The 21,176-nt window shown below is 70.4% G+C and carries 16 protein-coding genes, 1 tRNA gene and 1 pseudogene; 14 read left to right on the top strand and 4 right to left on the bottom strand.

Translation table 11 applies throughout. The annotated features are described in order from the left end of the window. The 4 genes and pseudogenes from AC08OJ_RS04980 to AC08OJ_RS04965 all read left to right on the top strand — a co-directional run. Nucleotides 1-612 (top strand): type II secretion system F family protein (locus AC08OJ_RS04980; RefSeq protein ID WP_476595163.1); only part of this gene is annotated, 612 nt, incomplete at its 5' end. A 141-nt stretch (nucleotides 613-753) separates the two neighbouring features. Continuing rightward, nucleotides 754-948 (top strand): DUF4244 domain-containing protein, encoded by a 195-nt coding sequence (locus tag AC08OJ_RS04975; RefSeq protein ID WP_041258051.1) that lies wholly within the window; start codon nucleotides 754-756, stop codon nucleotides 946-948. 11 nt (nucleotides 949-959) lie between these two features. Further along, nucleotides 960-1,421, top strand: a complete 462-nt coding sequence (locus tag AC08OJ_RS04970; RefSeq protein ID WP_462202813.1) for a TadE family type IV pilus minor pilin — start codon at nucleotides 960-962, stop codon at nucleotides 1,419-1,421. Continuing rightward, nucleotides 1,397-1,804, top strand: a pseudogene (locus tag AC08OJ_RS04965) (Rv3654c family TadE-like protein); the annotation flags it as partial. The gene AC08OJ_RS04970 and the pseudogene AC08OJ_RS04965, both read left to right, overlap by 25 nt. Before the next feature lie 32 nt (nucleotides 1,805-1,836). Here AC08OJ_RS04965 and AC08OJ_RS04960 read toward each other — a convergent pair. After that, entirely contained in the window at nucleotides 1,837-2,397 is a 561-nt protein-coding gene (locus AC08OJ_RS04960; protein ID WP_476591786.1) for a hypothetical protein, read from the bottom strand. A gap of 112 nt (nucleotides 2,398-2,509) precedes the next feature. Beyond that, nucleotides 2,510-4,924: a DEAD/DEAH box helicase gene (locus AC08OJ_RS04955; protein WP_476591787.1), complete on the bottom strand. Its 2,415-nt coding sequence runs from the start codon at nucleotides 4,922-4,924 to the stop codon at nucleotides 2,510-2,512. A 369-nt stretch (nucleotides 4,925-5,293) separates the two neighbouring features. Between AC08OJ_RS04955 and AC08OJ_RS04950 the strand changes: the two genes are divergently transcribed. The 7 genes from AC08OJ_RS04950 (at nucleotide 5,294) to AC08OJ_RS04920 (ending at nucleotide 17,404) form a co-directional block, all read left to right on the top strand. Continuing rightward, nucleotides 5,294-5,635, top strand: coding sequence for an STAS domain-containing protein (locus tag AC08OJ_RS04950; RefSeq protein ID WP_462185864.1), 342 nt, complete (start codon nucleotides 5,294-5,296; stop codon nucleotides 5,633-5,635). Between the two features lie 38 nt (nucleotides 5,636-5,673). Next, complete coding sequence (locus tag AC08OJ_RS04945) at nucleotides 5,674-6,204, top strand: ATP-binding protein (RefSeq protein ID WP_462202610.1); 531 nt, start codon at nucleotides 5,674-5,676, stop codon at nucleotides 6,202-6,204. A gap of 517 nt (nucleotides 6,205-6,721) precedes the next feature. Continuing rightward, nucleotides 6,722-9,061 carry a sodium-translocating pyrophosphatase gene (locus AC08OJ_RS04940; protein WP_476595162.1) on the top strand — a complete coding sequence of 780 codons (2,340 nt, stop codon included), beginning with the start codon at nucleotides 6,722-6,724 and terminating at the stop codon, nucleotides 9,059-9,061. 457 nt (nucleotides 9,062-9,518) lie between these two features. Then, a complete protein-coding gene (gene topA / locus AC08OJ_RS04935; protein ID WP_476595161.1) occupies nucleotides 9,519-12,665 on the top strand; it encodes a type I DNA topoisomerase in 3,147 nt (1,048 codons plus the stop codon). A 371-nt stretch (nucleotides 12,666-13,036) separates the two neighbouring features. Continuing rightward, nucleotides 13,037-15,025 carry a dTMP kinase gene (gene tmk, locus AC08OJ_RS04930; RefSeq protein WP_476595164.1) on the top strand — a complete coding sequence of 663 codons (1,989 nt, stop codon included), beginning with the start codon at nucleotides 13,037-13,039 and terminating at the stop codon, nucleotides 15,023-15,025. A gap of 42 nt (nucleotides 15,026-15,067) precedes the next feature. Beyond that, entirely contained in the window at nucleotides 15,068-16,312 is a 1,245-nt protein-coding gene (locus AC08OJ_RS04925; RefSeq protein ID WP_476591791.1) for a DNA polymerase III subunit delta', read from the top strand. 156 nt (nucleotides 16,313-16,468) lie between these two features. After that, the gene (locus AC08OJ_RS04920) at nucleotides 16,469-17,404 is read left to right on the top strand and encodes a PSP1 domain-containing protein (protein WP_476595160.1); all 936 of its coding nucleotides are present in this window, start codon (nucleotides 16,469-16,471) and stop codon (nucleotides 17,402-17,404) included. Here the strand turns inward: AC08OJ_RS04920 and AC08OJ_RS04915 are convergent. Then, nucleotides 17,364-18,098, bottom strand: coding sequence for a response regulator transcription factor (locus AC08OJ_RS04915; RefSeq protein WP_476591793.1), 735 nt, complete (start codon nucleotides 18,096-18,098; stop codon nucleotides 17,364-17,366). The genes AC08OJ_RS04920 and AC08OJ_RS04915 overlap by 41 nt on opposite strands. 331 nt (nucleotides 18,099-18,429) lie before the next feature. Here AC08OJ_RS04915 and AC08OJ_RS04910 point away from each other — a divergent pair. Beyond that, nucleotides 18,430-18,501, top strand: a tRNA-Thr gene (locus tag AC08OJ_RS04910). Nucleotides 18,502-18,679: 178 nt separating this feature from the next. Here AC08OJ_RS04910 and AC08OJ_RS04905 read toward each other — a convergent pair. Then, nucleotides 18,680-19,219 (bottom strand): inorganic diphosphatase, encoded by a 540-nt coding sequence (locus AC08OJ_RS04905; protein ID WP_462185870.1) that lies wholly within the window; start codon nucleotides 19,217-19,219, stop codon nucleotides 18,680-18,682. Nucleotides 19,220-19,308: 89 nt separating this feature from the next. Between AC08OJ_RS04905 and AC08OJ_RS04900 the strand changes: the two genes are divergently transcribed. Beyond that, on the top strand, nucleotides 19,309-19,725 hold the full coding sequence (locus AC08OJ_RS04900; RefSeq protein WP_476591795.1) for a hypothetical protein: 417 nt from the start codon (nucleotides 19,309-19,311) through the stop codon (nucleotides 19,723-19,725). A 9-nt stretch (nucleotides 19,726-19,734) separates the two neighbouring features. Continuing rightward, on the top strand, nucleotides 19,735-21,168 hold the full coding sequence (gene dacB, locus AC08OJ_RS04895) for a D-alanyl-D-alanine carboxypeptidase/D-alanyl-D-alanine endopeptidase (protein WP_476595159.1): 1,434 nt from the start codon (nucleotides 19,735-19,737) through the stop codon (nucleotides 21,166-21,168). Nucleotides 21,169-21,176: the final 8 nt, after the last annotated feature.

Below are 21,176 nucleotides of genomic sequence, written 5' to 3'. Positions count from 1 at the left end.
GATTCCTTGGCGGACGGCGTGGAGCGACGGGGAGGGCCGGTAGCCGTGGATGCAACGGGCGTCGCGCCCCCGACCTCCGCCGCGGGGCACGACCGGTTCCTCGCCGACTTTCCCCTGGCGCTGGACCTGATCGCGGCGTGTCTGCGCAGCGGGGGGACCATCGTGTCGGCGGTGCGGGCCGTCGGCGCCGCCACCGGTGGTGTGTTGGGCGCGGAACTGTGCTCCGTAGGCGATGCACTCGCGGCGGGCGCCACGGTGGGCGCCGCCTGCGAGCGACTGATGGCCGCGAGTCATGCTCCCCAGCTCACCGACCGGTTGCCCGGATGGGCTCGCCGCGGACGCGTGACCCCGCCATCCCGGCGGGCCAGGATGGTGCGAGCAGCGATCATGGCGCTCGATCGCGCGGAGACGTCCGGGGCGAAGCTCGCCGCCACTCTCACCCGACTGGCCGATCGTGCCAGGGACGAAGCCCACGCGGAGAGCATCGCCGCGGCTCGTCGGGCAGGTGTCCTGGCGGTCGCGCCCCTGGGCCTGTGCTTCCTTCCCGCTTTTCTCCTGCTCGGAGTGGTCCCCATGGTCCTCGGATCCGTCCCCGCGCTGTTGCCGGCCTGAAGTCCCGATCATCCAGCTGCCACCGCGGCGCCGAGCATCCAGGCCTGACCCATCGCTCGATCCCGATCCTCCCCTGTCCCGGAGGTAGTTCTCATGTTCCTGGCAGCCCGCTCCTCGTGCCGACGCCTGTCACGATGGCCGGTGTCCCGGCGGCTCCTCAGCGTGTGGCGCCCGGCCGTCCAGGCCCGCGACCACGGCATGTCCACCGCCGAGTACGCGGTCGGCACGCTTGCGGCCGTGGCGTTCGCCGGCGTCCTCTACGCGGTGGTGTCAAGCTCCGCGACCCGGTCGCTGGTCTCCTCGGTGGTGCAGCGCGCGCTGACCGTGGCGTTCTGAGCGCGGCCGTGATGCCTGTGCGCTCCTCCCAGCGGCCGCCGCGGCCGGTGACCCGTCGACGTGGGAGATCCGTCCGCGGGCCGGACCGCGGCCAGGCCACCGCCGAGCTCGCGATCGGCCTGCCCTCACTGTTCGTCGTCTTCTTCCTGGCCGCCTGGATGCTCGGTGCCGTCGCAGCCCAGGCCCGATGCGCCGACGCGGCACGCATCGGCGCCCGCTTGGCTGCCAGGGGGGAGCCGGATTCGGCCGTGCATACCGTGGTGATCCAGGCGGCACCCGTCGGCTCCACCGTGACGCTGCACCGTGGCGCGGGTCGGCTCGAGGTACAGGTGTCGGTGCACGTCGGTGGCATCGGCGTCAGCCGGCTGGTTCCCGGCATCGAGGTGGCGGCGCGGGCCGTCACCCCCGTCGAAGCGACGGCCGATCTTCCGTCCGATGCCCCCACCGGATGCCCGGCCCGGATGGCGTCGTGAGCGGGACGCGCCGGCTGAGGACGCTGCCGACCGTCACGCCGGGGGTAGCGCCGTCCGCCGCGGCCCCCGATGCAGGGTCCGCGACGGTATGGCTGCTGGCCGTCCTGTTCGCGCTGCTCTCGCTGGTGAGCGTCGCGTTCACCGTGACGGTGATCAGCACGGTCCGGCAGCGGGCCGCTGGAGCGGCGGATCTCGCCGCCCTCGCGGCCGCAGCGATGCCGCCCACCAACCAGCGGACGATGTGCGCGCGGGCCGACGAGGTCAGCGCAGCCAACGGGGCGCGGCTGGCGGCCTGCCGGGTCAACGGCAACGCCGTCGAGGTGACGGTCCTCGCGCGCCTACCGGCGGTACTCGGCCCGCTCCCGGAGCTGTCCGCCCGTGCCCGTGCCGGGCCGTGGGGAGGAGCGGAGGGTGTCTACTTCCCAGTCGGCGTGGACGACCCGGTTCCGGAACGGATGCCCTCGCGAGGTTGGGCGGCGCCACTCGCCGCATCACCGCCACTGTCACGGCGCCGCAGATCAGCGACGCGGGCGACGATCCGGTCGCCCCGGTGGGGATGGGTGATGATCTGGCCCGAGGACGCTGCAGTGGGAGCAGTCGCGGGCATCGGAGCGGCCGCCGGACGCGCCTGGGGCGGGGCCGTCCGGGTTCGTGCCCCGCCGGTGTCGGCTTCGACGGACCGGGGGGCGCTGGTGGCGGGCGCGGCTGGCGCGGAACGCACCAGCGCCTCCATCTCCCGGGCGCGCTGGCGTTCCATCCGGTGGCGGCGGCGATCCCGCGCGAGGCCCTGCAGGAAGAGCTGCACGCCGGCCGCTACCAGCACTCCCGTTACCAGGCCGAGGACGAACAGGCCCCAGATGTCGAACGAGAGCATCTGCCCCATGATCAGGACATCGGTGTGGCCGCTGTTCTCCAACACGAGATCCGCGGTGAGAACTCCAGCCACCAGCAACAGCACGAAACCGACGGTTACCACCGAGACCTCCAAAACCATGGACGTTGGCATAAACGACGGAGAAAAGCCGATCTGGCCGACATACCCGGGTCCGGTCGCGGGGGAACCACGCCGCGGCGAAGTGGTCACGGGGCTAGCCGATCATGGCGGTCACCGCGGCGAGGAGCCGCCAGGCAGCCGCCTTATCGAGCGGCTCATTGCCATTTCCGCATTTGGGCGACTGGACGCACGACGGGCACCCCGCCGGGCACTCACACGCTTCGATCGCGTCCCGGGTCGCAGCCAGCCAGGCACCGATTCGGAGAAATCCCCGTTCGGCGAAACCCGCCCCGCCGGCGTGTCCGTCGTAGACGAAGACGCTGGTGCGTTCGGTGTCCGGATGGCGCGCGGTCGAGACACCGCCGATGTCCCAACGGTCACAGGTCGCGAACAGCGGGAGCAGACCGATCGCCGCGTGTTCGGCGGCGTGGACGGCGCCGGGGACGTCCGCCGGCTCGATCGCGGCTCGGGCAAGCAGGTCGTCGGACAGCGTGTACCAGACGGCCCGGGTTCGCAGCTGACGCGGCGGCAGATCGAGAGGCTCCTGCCCGAGCACCTCGCCCGTCGCGATCAGCCGCCGCTGGTATCCGACGACCTGGCTGGTGACCTCGACCACGCCGAGGTGCACCTCCACGTCGGGCAGCACCCGGGATCGCGACGACTCCACCACCCTGATGTCGGTGTGGTCACGCGCGGTGGTCGTCCATTCCGGCGTCGACTCGCATACGAACGCGACGGATTCCTCGAGGTCGAGGTCCTCGACCACGAAGCTCGATCCCTGGTGAAGATAGACCGCGCCAGCGTGCACCGTCGTGTGCGAGGTCGCGGCGTCCACGGTGCCCAGGAGCCAGCCGGTCCGCGCTTCGACGATGCGAACCGGTGGTCCTCCCGCCCCTCGGATGTCCACATCCGGCCGGGCCCGTTGCGTCCAGAACCAGCCCGTGGGCCGGCGGCGCAGCCGTCCTCGGCGGACCAGGTCGTCGACGGCGAACGCAGCGGTCGGTCCGAACAACGCCAGATCCGCCTCGGTCAGCGCCAACTCGGCCGCGGCGCACTCCAGGTGCGGAGCAAGCACGTAGGGATTGTCGGGGTCGAAGACGCTGGCCTCCACCGGCCGTCCGAAGACGGCTTCGGGATGATGCACCAGGTAGGTGTCAAGCGGATCGTCCCGGGCGACCAACACGGCCAGCGATCGCCGGCCATCCCGCCCGGCGCGCCCGGCCTGCTGCCAGAGCGAGGCGAGCGTGCCAGGAAAACCGGCGGTGACGGTGGCGTCCAGCCCGCTGATGTCCACCCCGAGCTCGAGTGCCGGCGTCGCGGCCGCCCCGAGCAGGGCGCCCGAGCGGAGATCCTCCTCCAGGGCCCGTCGCTCCTCCGGCAGGTAGCCCGCCCGATACGCCGCCACCCGGTCGGCGAGGTCTGCAGCGATCCGACCGAGTTCGCGGCGGGCAGTCACCGCCACCACCTCGGCGGCCCGTCGCGAGCGGACGAAGACCAGGGTGTGCACACCGTCCGCGACGAGGTCCGCCAGCAGGTCCGCGGACTCGGCGGTCACCGACCGGCGGACGGGGGCGCCGTTCTCGCCCGGGCCGGGCGCGGAGGTCGGGTCCTCCCGGTCCGGCAAGCTCTGCCCGGCCGTGAGCAGCGGAGGTTCGTAGAGCACGAAGTCCAGTGGCCCCCGCGGAGATCCGTCGACGTCGACCACCTCGACCTCCACGCCGGTGAGCCGTGCGGCCGAGACCCCGGGATCGGCGACGGTCGCGGACGCGAGCAGGAACACCGGATCGGTCCCGTAGCGCGCGCAGATCCGCCGCAGCCGGCGGATCACCGCGGCCACGTGTGCGCCGAATACCCCTCGGTAGCCGTGGCACTCGTCGACGACGACGTAACGCAGGCCGCGCAGGAACTGGGCCCACCGCCGGTGGAAGGGCAGGATGCCACGGTGGAGCATGTCGGGGTTGGTCAGGACCAGGCCGGCGTGCGCCCGGACCCAGTCCCGTTCGGCCGCCGGCGTGTCCCCGTCGAACGCGGCGGCCCGGATACCGGTGAGCCGCAGCGACCGCACGGCTCTAAGCTGGTCGTGGGCCAGCGCCTTCGTGGGCGCCAGGTAGAGTGCCCGGGCACCGGGCTCGGCGAGCAGCCGGGACAGCACCGGCATCAGATAGCCAAACGACTTGCCCGAGGCCGTGCCGGTCGCCAGCACCACGCTGCGCCCGGCGTACGCGGCCTCGGCGGCAGCCGCCTGGTGGCTCCAGGGGCTCGCGATCCCAGCGGCCGTCCACCGTCCCCGCAGGACCGGATCGATCCAGTCCGGCCATGGCGCCGGGCAGCCGTCCCGGGCAGGGACGCGCTCGATGTGCGTCATGCACCGCGCTCGTCGCACGTCGCGGCGCAGCCCGGCAAGGGCCGTGTCCGCACCGTCGACATCCACCGGCGAGCCCACGACGATCGAGGATATGCGTCTCGACGCGGTCACGGCGCCCTTCAGCCGGACAAACCCCCGGAGCATCGCCCTCTCGGGCCCCCGGCCGATCGAGCCCGAGGATCCGGGATCCCGGTCCGGGGAACATCTCGGCGTGGCTACGGGCAGCGATGCCGACGACAAGACGACAGGCGAACCACAGAGTGTCCCCGCGGGACCAGCTGCGTCGAAACCGCCGATGCAGTCGGTCGGCCCCCACACGAGCGCTAAGATCGAGGATACATTTCATCAGACGTCATCAGACGTCATCAGACGTCATCAGCCGGCGACGCCGCAACACCGGACCCGCGATCTGTGTCGCGGCACACCGGATTGATCCTCCTCGTGGGAGGGTAATGGCGCCGTGATGTCGGTCGCCCGAAGCACGGGACGGCCGGAGGCACACAAGGAGGATCCGTGGACCTGTCCCTCACGACACGCCAAGAAGGCAACCACACGGTCGTGGTGGTGGGCGGCGAGATCGACGTCTACACCGCGCCGAAGCTTCGCGAGCAGCTCATCGATCTCGTGTCCGGGGGGTCATACCACCTCGTCGTCGACATGGAAGGCGTCGAGTTCCTCGATTCGACGGGCCTCGGGGTCCTCGTCGGCGGGCTCAAGCGGGTGCGTGCGCACGAGGGTTCACTGCGTCTGGTCTGCACTCAGGAGCGCATCCTGAAGATTTTCCGGATCACCGGCCTGACCAAGGTCTTCCCCATCCACTCCTCCGTCGAGGAAGCCCTTGCCGCGAGCGACTGAGCCGGACATCACTCTTTCGCGAAAGGCAGGCCCGCCGTATGCCCACCGTTGAGCTGCGGTTCGCTGCCCTGAACGGGCACGTTCGTACCGCCAGGATGATCGCGACGGCGGTCAGCCGGCGCGCAGGAGTTCCGGTCAGCGCGGCCGACGAGATCAAACTTGCGGTGACGGAGGCATGCACCCGAGCGGTGCGCGTCAACCGCAAGCATGCGCCGCAGGCCCCGGTGCATGTCGCGCTCATCGACGGCGCCGATTCCTTCACCATCACGGTGGCCGACTGCGGTAGAACCGGAGACGAGGTCGCCCCCGGTCCGGACGGTGGCCTCGTCACCGCGACCACCCTGCTCGAACTCGAATCCGAGTCGACTCAGCCGCCAGGTTGGGCGGAACCGGCGGACGACGATCTCTCGGAGGACAACTCCGGTTTCCCACCGGGGCTCGGACTCGCCCTCATCGAGGGACTCGTCGACGAGATCGAGATCAGGCGCGGCCCCGACGGCGTGGGTACGGTTGTCGCGATGACCTGGCACACCGGCGCCACATCGGATCCCTGCGAATCCGCGGTGTAGGACCTCTCCGGTCTCCCTGCCTGGGCCTGGCGACTGTTCCAGCCTCCGACCGTGCCGCCATGTGCCCCGCGCCAGGTTCCGAAGGCGGGGCACCTAGAACCTGACATTGAGGTGGAGCCACGGCGCCAGTCTGCCATGTCAGCAATAGCACAAGTGATCTTTTTAAACCGAATATTCCCGAATCGACCCGTTTCCGGATTATCGCCAGGGCGGTGAGAGGTACCCGAGAGCACGCGACCCGGGCCGCCGCTACCGAAAAACGAGCGCACGTCACAGACGTGTGGATAGACTCCGCCGCATCTCATGGACGGCTGATCCAACCATCCATGATTCCCTTGGTGCTCCCCGCGAGACCGGTCAGATGTCTAGAAATGGGAAGAATCGGCCGATCTCGCCCAAAGCGTCGCCGGATGCGGCGCGTGACCGTGACCGTCTCGATGCCGTGGCGACCGCCGTGAGGGCGCCCAAGAGCACCGGCACCCTCACGGAGGGCGCACAGAGCAGACCGGGAGGAGCCATGTCCTCGATCCAAGCCCTACAGGCCGAGGGTGCTGGAATTGACCTTAGCGGCAGAGCCCTCGGACTGGTCGCCGGTGTGGCGATAGTCGCAGCCCTCGCATTGCTTGTTGCCGGTTATCTGGTTCGTGAGGTACTGGCGGCGAGTCCGGGCACCCCGAGGATGGTGGAGGTCGGCCGGGCGGTCCAGGAGGGCGCCGCAGCCTATCTCAGACGGCAGTTCACCACACTCGCGGGATTCGTCGTCGTCATCCCCTTCGTACTACTGCTCCTGCCAGCCGAGAACACTGGAGCAAAGATCGGTCGGTCGATCTTCTTCGTGGTCGGTGCGATCTTCTCCGCGTTGGTCGGATTCGTCGGGATGTCGCTGGCGACCCGGGCCAACACCCGCACCGCGGCCGCCGCCATGACCCGAGGGGAACGAGCCGCCGTCCGCATCGCCTTCCGCACCGGCGGGGTGGTGGGGATGTTCACCGTCGGTCTCGGGCTCCTGGGGGCGGCGGCTGTGGTCCTCGTCTTCCGGGACACCGCCCCCCAGGGCCTGGAGGGATTCGGATTCGGCGCCGCTCTGCTCGCGATGTTCATGCGAGTAGGCGGAGGGATCTTCACCAAGGCCGCCGATGTCGGGGCGGACCTGGTTGGCAAGGTGGAACAGGGGATTCCCGAGGATGATCCCCGCAACGCCGCGACGATCGCCGACAACGTCGGCGACAACGTCGGCGACTGCGCCGGCATGGCCGCCGACCTGTTCGAATCCTATGCGGTGACGCTCGTCGCGGCGCTGATTCTCGGGGTCGAGGCGTTCGGCGAACGCGGCCTGGTGTTCCCCCTGCTCATCCCAGCGGTCGGGGTTGTGACCGCGGTCATCGGAATCTTCGCGGTGTCGCCACGGGCCGGTGACCGCACCGGAATGTCCGCCATCAACCGGGGTTTCTTCATCTCCGCGGTGGTGTCCGCGGTCGGCGTCGTCGCAGTCTCGCTGCTCTACCTCCCGGCGAGCTTCGCCGATTTCCCCGGGATGCAGGGGAGCACCCAGTCTGGCAATCCACGAGTGATCGCGATCGGCGCGGTCCTGATCGGGATCGTGCTCGCCGCCGCCATCCAGCTGCTCACCGGGTATTTCACCGAGACCGGCCGGCGGCCGGTGCAGGACATCGCAAAGGCGTCGCTCACTGGACCGGCCACCAACATCCTCGCCGGAATCGGGGTAGGTCTGGAGTCGGCGGTCTATTCTTCGCTTCTCATCGGTGCCGCGGTCTTCGGCGCCTACCTGCTCGGCTCCGGCAGCGTCACGATCGCGCTGTTCGCGGTGGCGCTGGCGGGGACCGGTCTGCTGACGACAGTGGGTGTCATCATCTCGATGGACACCTTCGGGCCGGTGAGCGACAACGCGCAGGGCATCGCCGAGATGTCCGGCGACATGGACGAGGCGGGCGCAGCCATCCTCACCTCGCTCGACGCCGTCGGCAACACCACCAAGGCGATCACGAAGGGCATCGCGATCGCCACCGCGGTGCTCGCCGCCTCCGCGCTGTTCGGCTCGTTCACCGACACCGTGACGACGGCTCTCCGCGACGCCGGAGCGCTGCCCGAGGCGGGTCGGGGCATCGTTGGCGGCCTGAACATCGCCTACCCCGACGCGCTGGTCGGGCTCACCATAGGGGCATCCGTGGTTTTCCTGTTCTCCGGGCTCACGATCAATGCGGTGGGCCGCGCGGCCGGGCGGGTCGTCCTGGAGGTGCGCAACCAGTTCCGGTCCAGGCCTGGAATCATGACCGGCGACGAGAAGCCGGATTACAGTGCGGTCGTCGACATCTGCACCCGCGATTCGCTCCGTGAACTGATTACACCGGGGACGCTGGCGGTTCTCGCCCCGATCGCGGTCGGTTTCGGCCTGGGATACCCGCCGCTCGGCGCGTTCCTCGGCGGCGCCATCGCCGCCGGCGTGCTGATGGCCGTGTTCCTCGCGAACTCCGGCGGGGCCTGGGATAACGCGAAGAAGATGGTCGAGGACGGCAACCACGGTGGAAAGGGTTCGGAGGTCCACGCGGCCACGGTGATCGGCGATACCGTGGGAGATCCATTCAAGGACACCGCCGGCCCTTCGATCAACCCACTGCTCAAGGTGATGAATCTGGTCAGCCTGTTGATCGCTCCGACAGTCGTGAAGTACTCGGTGGGCGCGGACGAGAACACGGGGCTGCGCATCGGTGTCGCCCTCGCCGCCCTCGCCGCCATCGCCGCCGTGATCATTATCTCCAAGCGGCGGAGCTTAATGATCAACGATGTGCCCGCTATGACACAATCGACACCGATCCTCAGCGAGAAGATCAACGCCTGACCCACATCGTTCCGTCACCGCCGACCCCCGCGGCTCGCACGAGGCCACGCGGGTCGGCGGCGCTGTTTCGCACCGATGGAACCTCGGGAACCGATGGAACCTCGGGATGCGGGATCGGCACCGCCCGTGGGCCGGGTGATGCGCCGGCGGACCATCCGCGCCACCCACATCGGATCGGAGAAGCAGTGGGTGAGCGTCGGGCTACGGTCGCCATACCAGGACGGGAGGATCCGCGAGACGGAATGGCGGCGTACGGTGCTGCGAGGCACCGCTCTCACTCCGACGGCCGCCACCCGCACGACCACCGTCCGCCGGACACCCGTACCGCCCCCGCCAGATCCAGTAACGCGCTCCGCCTCCGCAACATCCGCCATGTTCGAGACCTACGCTCCGTAGAAGCAACCTACGCTTTCGCCCCACAGAGCACTAAAACGAGCACGTCGCACCGAGGAGAGAAGTGCCAGCGCGCACGAAGACGACGACACGGGCGACCGCGCGGTCATCCGCACCGGTCGCCGAGCCCACCGAGGCCGGGCTCCCGCCGGAGACCGGCTCGAGCGAGGCATCCGCCGACGTACCCGTCGGCGCCACCAGCCGGACGGCAAACAGCAGGACGGCGAACGGGCGAACGGGGACTGGCCATTCGGAGAACGGCTCAGGCGGAGCCAGCGGCGCCCACGGCAGCCGCGCCACCGGCTCCGGCCGGGGCCCGGGCAACCGCCTGGTGATCGTGGAGTCGCCGGCGAAGGCGAAGACGATCGCCGGCTATCTCGGTCCGGGGTGGCAGGTCGAATCCAGCATCGGGCACATCCGTGACCTCCCGCGCAGTGCCGCCGATGTCCCGGCCGCGCACAAGGGCAAGCCGTGGGCTCGGCTCGGCGTCGACGTCGACAACGACTTCGAACCGCTCTACATCGTGACGCCGGACAAGAAACCGCAGGTCAGCAAGCTCAAGGCGCTCGTGAAAGACGCCAGCGAGCTCTACCTCGCGACGGATGAGGACCGCGAGGGCGAGGCCATCGCCTGGCATCTGCTCCAGACACTGAAGCCGACGGTGCCGGTCAAGCGGATGGTGTTCCACGAGATCACCCCCCAGGCGATCCAGCGGGCCGTCGACAATCCGCGCGAGATCGACAAGAACCTGGTCCACGCTCAGGAAACGCGTCGCATCCTGGACCGCCTCTACGGCTACGAAGTCTCTCCCGTGCTGTGGAAGAAGGTCATGCCGAGGCTGTCGGCGGGCCGGGTCCAGAGCGTGGCGACCCGCATCCTGGTGGAGCGGGAACGTGCCCGGATGCGGTTCCGCTCGGCAGAGTACTGGAACATCGAGGGCCTGTTCGGGGCGACCGTCGCCTGCCAGGCGTGGTCGGACGCGGACGGCACACCGGGGTCCGGGCCGGGCGGACCCGGCACCGGATCCGCCCGCGGCGACGGGGTCGAGAAGACCCCGCTCCCGGCGACCCTGGTCGCCCTGCACGGCAACCGGATCGCGACGGGCCGTGACTTCTCCCCGACGGGGCAACTCGTCTCCTCCGGGGTGACGCGGCTGGACGAGGCCGCCGCCCGGTCGCTGGCCGAGCGGCTCGCCGACGCCGCATTCACGGTGCGCTCGGTGGAGACCAAGCCCTACCGCCGTTCGCCGTACCCGCCGTTCATGACCTCGACGTTGCAGCAGGAGGCCGGCCGTAAACTGCGTTTCTCCAGCCAGCGCACGATGCAGGTGGCGCAGCGGCTGTACGAGAACGGCTACATCACCTACATGCGGACGGACTCGACGAACCTGTCCGAGACCGCCCTGACCGCGGCCCGCGCGCAGGCGGCGAGCCTGTACGGGCCGGAGTACGTGCCGGCACGCCCCCGCACGTACGCCAAGAAGGTCAAGAACGCGCAGGAGGCCCACGAGGCCATCCGACCCGCCGGGGACCACTTCCGGACCCCGGGTGAGGTTCGTGGCGAGCTCGACGTCGACTCCTACCGGCTCTACGAACTGATCTGGCAGCGGACGGTGGCCAGCCAGATGGCGGACGCCCGCGGCACGAGCGCCACGATCCGGCTCGGCGCGACCTCGTCCGCCGGGGAGGACGCCGAGTTCTCGGCATCGGGGAAGGTCATCACCTTCCCCGGCTTCCTGCGCGCCTACGTCGAGGGCGCCGACGATCCAGACGCGGAGCTGGAGGACCGGGAGCGGCGGCTGCCGGACGTACGCCAAGGCGACCCACTGACCACCCGCTCGCTGACCCCCCGCGGGCACACCACCAGCCCGCCGGCGCGCTTCACCGAGGCCAGCCTGGTCAAGACGCTCGAGGAGCTCGGGATCGGTCGGCCGTCCACCTACGCCTCGATCATCGGCACCATCCAGGACCGCGGCTACGTGTGGAAGAAGGGCTCGGCCCTGGTGCCGAGCTTCGTCGCGTTCGCTGTCGTCGGCCTGTTGGAGGACCACTTCACCCGGCTGGTCGACTACCGGTTCACCGCGACGATGGAGGACGACCTCGACGACATCGCCGCCGGCACGGCCGCCCCGACCGACTGGTTGACCCGCTTCTACTTCGGAACCGGCGACGGCACCGACCCGGCCGCCGACGGACTGAAGCATCTGGTCAATAAGCGGCTCGGAGAGATCGACGCCCGCGAGGTGAACTCGATCCCCCTCGGCGAGACCGACGACGGCACCCTGCTGGTCGTCCGGGTGGGCCGCTACGGCCCCTACGTCCAGCACGGGGAACGCCGTGCCAGCGTGCCGGACGATCTCGCACCGGACGAACTCACCGTCGGCAAGGCGCTGGAGCTGCTGGCCGCGCCCAGTGGCGACCGGGTGCTGGGCATCGACCCGGCGTCGGGGGCGACCATCACGGCGAAGGCGGGTCGCTTCGGCCCCTACGTCACCACCGACACCGACCCGCCGCGCACGTCCAGTCTGCTGCGTGGCATGTCGTTGGAGACGCTGACCCTCGACGACGCCGTGCGGTTGCTCACCCTTCCGCGCATTCTGGGTGCGGGGGAGGACGGGGAGGAGGTCACCGCCCAGAATGGCCGCTATGGCCCATATGTGAAGAAAGGCACCGAAAGTCGGTCGTTGGAATCCGAGGATCAGTTGTTCACCGTGACCCTGGACGAGGCCTTGGTGCTGCTCTCCCAGCCCAAGGCCCGCGGTCGGCGCCAGGCCGCGGAGAGCCCGCCGCTGCGAGAGCTCGGGACCGACCCGGCCAGCGGCAAGCCGATGGTGGTGCGGGAGGGCCGGTTCGGCCCCTACGTCACCGACGGTGAGACCAACGCCAGTCTGCGCAAGGGTGACACGGTCGAGACGATCACCGATGAGCGTGCCGCGGAGCTGCTGGCAGACCGTCGGGCCCGCGGACCGGCCACCGCGAAGCGTTCTGCCCGGGGCACCGCGAAAGCCGGCACCGCCAAGACCGGCACCGGCACCGCGAAGACCGGCCCGAAAACCACCAAGGCCAAGCCGGGTACGGCGAAGACCGGCACCGCGAAGACCGGCACCGCCAGGTCCAAGACCGCCCAGACGGTGACGGACGACGGCGATGGCTCCGGTAGCTCCGGTAGCTCCGGTAGCTCGTCGTCCAGTGGCACCCGCCGGACGGACTGATGGCGCTGCCGATCGGTAGGAGCCCTGGAGAACCTGGAGAAGCGGACGCGCCCCGGGTGGTTTCCGAGGTCACGGCGTTCACTGTCGGCGACTTGGAGTCCACATCTGGTGACACAGGGCCGTCCGATGTGACCGGCAGGTCCACCACCCCGGTCGAGACGTCCGGAGGAGACCCTGTGGCCACCGACCATGCAGCCGGGCATCGGGACGCCGGGCGGCGCCCACCCCGGCCCGTCCGGCGACCGCGGGCCCACCGCTCGCCGAGCAGGCATCCGGTGACGACGGTTCCCTCGCCGCCGCTGCCGTCCGCCATCGCCGCCGGAGGCGACAGCGACATCCGGGCCGTCCTGCGGATCCCCGCGTTCCGCCGGATGTGGATTCAGCTCAGCCTGTCCAGCCTGGGTGACTGGATGGGTCTGCTGGCAACCACCGCACTGGTGACCCAGCTCCAGGAGAGCTTCTCCGGGCAGGCGTACGCCATCGGCTCGCTGCTGATCGTCCGGTTGATGCCGGCCCTGATCCTGGGCCCACTCGCCGGTGCCCTCGCCGACAGGCTAGACCGCCGGCTGACCATGGTCGTGACGGACGTCATGCGGTTCGGGCTGTTCATGTCGATCCCGATCATCGGAACGCTCGAGTGGCTGCTCATCGCCTCGTTCCTGGTGGAGGCGGTCACCCTGGTGTGGGCGCCGGCGAAGGACGCAAGCGTCCCGCACCTGGTCCCCAAGGAGCAGCTCGCAGCCGCCAACACCCTCAGCCTGATCATGACCTACGGCACGGCCCCGATCGCCGCGACGATCTTCACGATGCTTGCGACGATCTCACGGACGCTCGGCTCCAGCGTGTCGTTCTTCCATGACTCCTCGGTCGATCTCGCGTTGTACTTCAATGCGGCGACGTTCCTCGGCTCGGCAATCGTGATCTGGGGACTGAAGGGCATCGGACGGGCCGCGCGGCCGGAGACCGGCCCCGAGCCCGGGTTCCTGGCCTCCATCACCGAGGGATGGCGCTACGTCGGCCAGGACAAACTGGTCCGCGGACTCGTCGTGGGCATCCTGGGCGGGTTCGCCGGCGCCGGCTGCGTCATCGCCCTCGGCCGGCTCTACGTGGAGATCTTGGGCGGCGGCGACTCCGCGTACGGGGTGCTCTTCGGCGCGGTGTTCGTCGGCCTCGCCGCCGGCATGGCCGCCGGTCCCAGGCTGCTCGGCGACTACAGTCGGACTCGCCTGTTCGGCGTCTGCGTGACCGGGGCGGGTATCACCCTGGTGATCGTCGCGATCATCCCGAACCTGGTCATCGCCTGCATCCTCGTGGTCGCGGTGGGGGCGTTCGCCGGCGTGGCCTGGGTGACCGGATACACTCTGCTCCAAGCCGAGGTCTCCGACGAGCTGCGGGGGCGCACCTTCGCCCTGGTGCAGTCGCTGGTCCGCATCGACCTGCTGCTCGTGCTCGCCGCCGCGCCCGGGCTCGTTGGCCTCATCGGCTCGCACGAGATCCATCTGTGGGGCGATATCAACGTCCGCGCGGACGGCGTTACCGCGGTCCTGCTCGCCGGCGGGCTGCTCGCCGTCGCGGTCGGCCTGTTCGCCTATCGGCAGATGGACGACCCGACCGGAGCCGCGGTCTGGCCCGAGCTGTGGAACGCGCTGCGCGGCCGGCAGCCGGCGGCCGTACGTCCCCGCCACGCCGGCCTGTTCATCGCGATCGAGGGCGTCGATGGCGCCGGCAAGAGCACCCAGGTGGAGCTGCTGCGGACGTGGCTCGCCTCCTCCGGCCGGGAGGTGGTGGTGACCTCCGAACCCGGCGGCACCGCGCTGGGAGCGGGCCTGCGGGAACTGCTCCTCGACCCGACGGTACGGCTGCACGCCCGGACCGAGGCGCTGCTGACCGCGGCGGACCGCGCTGAACACGTCGCGCGGGTGATCGAACCCGCGCTGGCCCGGGGAGCGATCGTCATCACCGATCGTTACGTCGACTCGTTCATCGCCTTCCAGAGCGTGAGCCGGGCCATCGGCACCGACGAGCTATCCGTCCTCGCCCAGTGGGCGACGCACGCGCTGCTTCCCGACGTCACGGTCCTGTTGGATCTACCGGCAGAGATCGTCCTGCGCCGCATGCGGATGGCCGCGTATCCCGGTCCGCCGCCGGGGCCGCCGGACGGCCCGGCCGAGGCGGACGACGCCGGGAAGTTGACCTTCCATGGCCGGGTACGCGAGGCGTTCCGCCGGCTGGCGCAGAAGGAGCCCGATCGTTATCTTCCGCTCGACGCGACGCGGTCACCGGAGGAGATCCACGCCGAAATCCGCTCGTTCATGGCCAGCCGCATCGATCGGCTGGCCGTCCCGCTCGGTGTGCTCTGACCGACGCGCTCCGGACCGACGCGGCTTGGGGATGATGGCCCAGTGACGATCTGGGAGACGCTCGTCGGGCAGGACGCGGTGGTCGCGATGCTGAGCGCCGCGGCGTCCGCCGCGAGTGCCGGGCTCGCGAGTGGAGGCGGCGCGCCGGCCGCCGCCTGTGCCGGGATGACGCACTCGTGGCTGTTCACCGGACCCGCCGGGGCAGGTCACCAGGACGCGGCGCGTGCCTTCGCCGCAAGCCTCACCTGCGAGAACGAGCCGCCGGGCTGCGGCGAGTGCACCGGCTGCCACACCGTGCTCACCGACACGGCCACCGATCTGCGAACCGTGCAGCCGGAGGGGCTCTCGCTCGGCGTGAAGGACGTGCGCGCGCTGGTACGCGACGCTGCCAGCGCCCCGACGGCCGGCCGCTGGCGCATCCTGCTGATCACCGATGCGGACCGGCTCACCGAGGCCGCGGCGAACGCCCTGCTCAAGGCCCTCGAGGAGCCGGCGGATCGGGCGGTGTTCCTGCTCTGCGCCCCCTCCGTGGAGGACGTGCTGCCCACCATCCGTTCCCGCTGCCGGACGGTCGCGCTACGGCTGCCCTCGGCCGCGGACGTCCGCGACGCGCTGGTTCGCGAGGGAGTCGACGAGCAGGTCGCCGAGACGGCGGCGCGGGCTTCCCAGGGCCATCTGGCCCTGGCGCGCCGGCTCGCCACGGATGAGCGGGTCCGGGCCAACCGGGCGGCGGTGTTGCGTATCCCGGCCCGGCTCGGCCAGGTCGGTGGCTGCCTGGCCGCGGCGGCCGATCTGGTGAACGCGGCGAATGCCGACGCGGAGGCCGCGAATGCGGAACGCGACGAGGTGGAGACCGAGGCGCTGAAGACCGCACTCGGCGTCGGTGCCACGGCGGTCGGCGGGAAGTCCAGGTCCGCGCGGGCCCCGAAGGCGGGGGCCAAGGGCCGGACGATGGTGGTGCGGGGTGCCGCGGGGACGCTCAAGGAGCTGGAGCGAACCCAGAAGAGCCGAGGTCGCCGCACCGTCCTCGATGCACTGGACCGAGCCCTGGTGGACCTCGCGGGGCTGTACCGGGATGTCCTGGTCCAACAGCTCGACGCCGGCGTCGACGCGATCCATCCTGATCACTGCGTCGAGGCCGCCGGATACGCCGCGGCCTCCACTCCGGAACAGACACTGCGCCGGCTGGAGGCCGTCCTCACGACCCGGGCGTCGCTGGCCAGGAATCCCGGTCTCGTCCCGCTGCTCGCGGTGGAGTCGCTCACCCTCGCACTACGCGACGCCTGACGACCGGCGACCCGCAATCCGCGGTGGGGACGAACCGGCGTAATGGCCTGTCTGGGCGGAAGGCCGGGCATATCCTGATCGCGACGCGGACATGCCGTTCGACCATGTCCGCCCGGGCGGGACCCGGCGGGCGGGCGCAGGGAGGTGACCGGTCGGATGCCGATGATGTGCGCGGTGGCGTTCTCCCCACGAGGCAAGCTCTACTATGCCGATCCTGGTTCCTGCAGCCCCCGGGTCGGCGACCGGGTGCTCGTCCCCAGCGAGGAGGGCCCCGAGGTCGCCACCTGCATGTGGGCGCCCCAGTGGGTCAGCGACGACATCGGCGACCTGCCGGTGCTCGTCGGGATGGCCGACGCGTCCGACATCCAGCGCGAGCAGGTCTCCCGGCGCCGGCGCGCCCGGGCGCGCGTCGCGGCCCGTCGCCTGGCCCGTGAGCATGACCTGCCGATAAAGATCGTCGGCGTCGACCACGTGATGGCCACCGGCGGCTACACGGTCTACTTCAGCGCGGAGGGCCGCGTCGACTTCCGTGAGCTGGTACGGGATCTCAACCGGACGCTGGCGGCACGGGTCCAGCTACGGCAACTGTCCGCCCGCGACAGCGCCCGGGTTCAAGGCGGGATCGGTTCCTGCGGCCGCGACCTGTGCTGCGCTACTTTTCTCAACGACTTCGAGCCGGTGAGCCTGCGGATGGCCAAGGAGCAGAACCTCGCCCTCAATCCGATGCGCATCAGCGGGGCCTGCGGCCGGCTGATGTGCTGCCTGCGTTACGAACATCCCCTCTACGAGGAGTTCGCCGAAGCCGTGCCCGCGGTCGGAGACCGGGCGACGGCCCCACACGGTGCGGGTCGGGTCGTGCGGCACGATGTTCCGCGCCAGCAGGTGGTCGTGGTTCTCGACGGCGGGGGCCGGACCTCGTGCGACCGCGCGGATGCCTGCGTCTCCCGGCAGGTCCACGACGCCGCCTACCCCGGCGGCCCAGCGGGATGCTCCCCCCCCCCGGACAGCACCTCTACAGCCGGCGGGGATGCGACGGCCGGCGGGGAGGACGTCACGGGTCGAAGCGGTAGCCCATCCCGCGCAGGGTCGTGACCAGCCGGCGCTGCGGTGGACGACCCTCGACCTTGGTTCGTACCCGCCGGACGTGCTCGGTGACGGTGGCGGGGTCCTGGAACCGCGTGCCCCACACCTGCTCGAGGAGTTCCTCCCGGCTGAAGACCCGCCGAGGATGCCGGGCGAGGAAGGCCAGCAGCTCGTACTCGCGCGCGGTCAGATCGATGCGCTCCCCGGCGACGGCGACCTCGCGGGCCCGCAGGTCGATGGAGACGTCTCCGTAGACGAGCGGGTCGCTGCCGTCCCCGGTGCGCTGCGGCGGCGGTTCCGCCGGCCGCCGGCGAAGCCGGGCACGCACCCTGGCCACCAGTTCTCGCAGCGAGTAGGGCTTCACGACGTAGTCGTCCGCGCCCAACTCGAGGCCGACCACCCGGTCGACCTCCTCGGCCCGCCCGGTGAGCATGATCACCGGAACCTCGCTGGTCTGGCGGAGGCGGCTCAGGACGGCGAAGCCGTCCATCCTGGGCATCGCGACATCCAGCACCACCAGATCGATCTCGGTGGTCTGGAAGAGCCGAAGAGCGGCCTCGCCGTCCGCGGCCTCCAGCACCCGATAACCGAATCTCTCCAGACTGCGCGCAAGTGCTATGCGAGATGCCTCATCGTCCTCAGCGACGAGGAGCGAGGCTCCTCGCGTCGTCACTGCTGGTGCAGCGTCTCCGGCCCCGGTCATGGTGCGAAACCCTACGCATCCTCACCGGAACCACTGCGACCGGGGGTGGTGATTTACGGTGTTGCAGCATCCAAAGCTAGCTAAATGTGACATAAAGCGAATAATTTGCCGACTCAGGGCCATTTTGGCGACATAGCGCATCCCTCACCATGACAGCCCGAGACGGAGGCCTTCCAAACCGTGCCCGCCACTGGTGGCGTCACCGTGGAGGGCTGGGATCCGGGGCGACGGCGGGCATCTCGGCCCGCGCACAACCACCGGACCACCGCCGGGTCGAGCCCGCCCACGCATCTGGCATACTCGACCCGGGCCAGTGCGATCCTGGCCGTTCGCCGGAGTAGCTCAGTGGCAGAGCAATCGCCTCGTAAGCGATAGGTCGCGGGTTCAATCCCCGCCTCCGGCTCGCTCCCCCTCCCACCAGGGCATGGCCCAGTTAACAGGGATCATGGTCTCACAGCTCACCGGTCCATGACCTGTCAATTTGCATCGCTCCGGGCTCGTCCCGTGGGTTCCTGAACCTGTCCCACCCCGCTTGGGACGTGGGACAGGTCGTTACGGATACCACAAACCGGACGGAGGGATCAGGCCGACCTGGGTTCGGCCTCTTGGTCGTGCCCGTCCGCCTCCCCGGCCTCCGCCTCGCGCAGCCGCTTGATGGACGCCAGGATCTCCCGCTCAGCCTCCTTGCGGTCCACCCAGGAGGCGCCCTCCACCGACTTACCGGGCTCGAGGTCCTTGTAGACCTCGAAGAAGTGCTGGATCTCCAACCGGTCGAACTCCGGCAGGTGCCGCAGATCCCGCAGGTGCTCCTGCCGGACGTCGGCCACCGGCACGCAGAGAACCTTGTCGTCCGGGCCCTTCTCATCGGTCATCTCGAACATGCCGATCGTCCGGCACCGCACCAGGCAGCCCGGGAACGTCGGCTCCTCCAGCAGGACGAGGGCGTCCAACGGATCACCGTCGCGCCCGAGGGTTCCCTCGATGAACCCGTAGTCCGACGGGTAGTGGGTGGAGGTGAACAGCATCCGGTCAAGCCGGATACGGCCGGTGTGATGATCCATCTCGTACTTGTTGCGCTGCCCCTTGGGGATCTCGATGGTCACATCGAACTCAAGGTCCACTCCGCTCCCTGTCTCCTTCGTCTTCGCCCGGTCCGCACCGGGGCGATCGCCGTTTGTCACATGGTGCTCGTTCAAGCCGTGCCGTGCTCATGGCGCAGTACGTCGTGCTCGTGCCGTACGTCGTGCTCTGCCAGGCGGCGGATGTGCCCCGCCCGGGGCGCGGGCCACCCACTCCAGTGACCGCAACGAGGCATCACACCCACGACGGCGCACCTAGTGTCGCGGACGCCGCCTCCCACCCGAACCGCACCGTCGACACCACCACGTTTCCACCGCCGGATCTCCCGGGCACCGGAACCATGATGGCCACCGGCGACACGCCCGGTGGGGCGTTCTTCGTACCAGTGCCGCCCGCCGGCACGACACCTCTGGTATCCCGCCGCAAACCCTGGTGTCCCACTGCAAACCCTGGTGTCCTACCGCGGCGGGACACCGCCGGGCATGCCCGCGGCGACGGATCCGGGTTCACCCGGCGCGCCGTCGCCGACCGCCCGCTGGTTGCGTAGTGTCTGTTAGTGATGTCAGCCGCACCGGTCGCCCGGGTAGGGGGGCTCACCGCCCTGGCCGGCGCGCTGCTCGCCGGGTCCCTGTCCCTCGGTCCCACCACCGGGTCAGCCGCGGAGCTCGCCGGCAGCGGGTCCGACCGCGCGGGCACCGCGGTACTCGGCGGTCTCGATCCGGCCGCGCCGATCCCGCAGCCCGCGGCGGTGGCGGCCCGCCTCGCCGGTCCGCTGGGTGATCCCGTCCTGGCGCGGCCCGCGGCCTTCGTCGTCGACGCGCAGTCGGGTCGGGTGCTCCTTGACGTCCGGTCCCGCATCCCCGTGGCACCGGCCTCCACGTTGAAAACCGCGGTCGCCACCGCCGCGTTGACCACCTTCCCCGACGACCGGCTGCGGACCACGGTGGTCTACAGCCCGCCCGCGGGCGGGAACGCCCGCACATCAGGCGGAACACTGTGGCTCGTCGGCGGCGGGGATCCGACCCTGACCGCCTCCACCGCGCCCGACGGCTATCCGGCCCTGGCCCGGCTGAGCGATCTCGCCGCTCAGGTCCGGGCCGCGGGTATCACCTCGGCGGCTCGGGTGATCGGCGACGGAGGGCTGTTCGTCGGTCCGGACCGGGCGCCGGGATGGCGCGACAACTACGTGACCGACGGGGACGTCGCCCCGGTCTCGGCGCTGGAGGTCGACGCCGGACGGTCGGCACCGGGAGCCGCCGGACCGCGCAGCCCCACCCCGGCCGCCGCCGCGACCACGGCCTTCGCCGCGGCGCTCACGACCGCCGGAATATCCGTCGGATCGGTGGCCACCGGCCCGGCGGACCCGGCCGCGCAGCGGGTCGCGGCGGTCTACAGCCCTCCGGTGCGGGTCTTGGTCGAACGCATGATCACCCAGTCAGACAACGATCTCGCCGAGAGCCTGGGACGGCTCGTCGCCCACCGGCGGGGCCTGCCCGCCTCGTTCGCCGGCGCCACCCACACGGTGAGGGGCGTCCTCGCCGAGGCGGGCATCCCCGTCGCCGGGATGACACTGGCCGACGTGAGCGGCTTGTCCATCGCGAACATGATCATGCCCATGACCCTTGTGGCCATCCTGCGCGCCGCCGTCCTCCCCGGTCGGCCGGCGCTGCGCACCGTTCTCACGGGGCTGCCGGTAGCCGGGTTTTCCGGTACGCTGGGTGACCGCTACACCACTGGCGACACCGCCATCGGAGCGGGCGATGTCCGGGCGAAGACCGGCACTCTGCACAACGTCAGCAGCCTCGCGGGCCAGCTCGTCGACGCGGACGGCAGGCTGCTCCTCTTCGCGTTCCTCTCGCCCGCCGAAGAGGCGGGCGGCACCAAGGCCGCCCTCGACCGGGCCGCCGCGGCGCTCGCCGGCTGCGGATGCACCCCGGCCCGGTCGACAACCGCGGCGATCCCGCCGGCACCATCGCGCCCACCGGCCTGAGCGGGACC

It is taken from the genome of Frankia sp. CgKIO3 (genome assembly GCF_977946435.1).
This window is presented reverse-complemented; position numbering and strand designations above follow the sequence as displayed.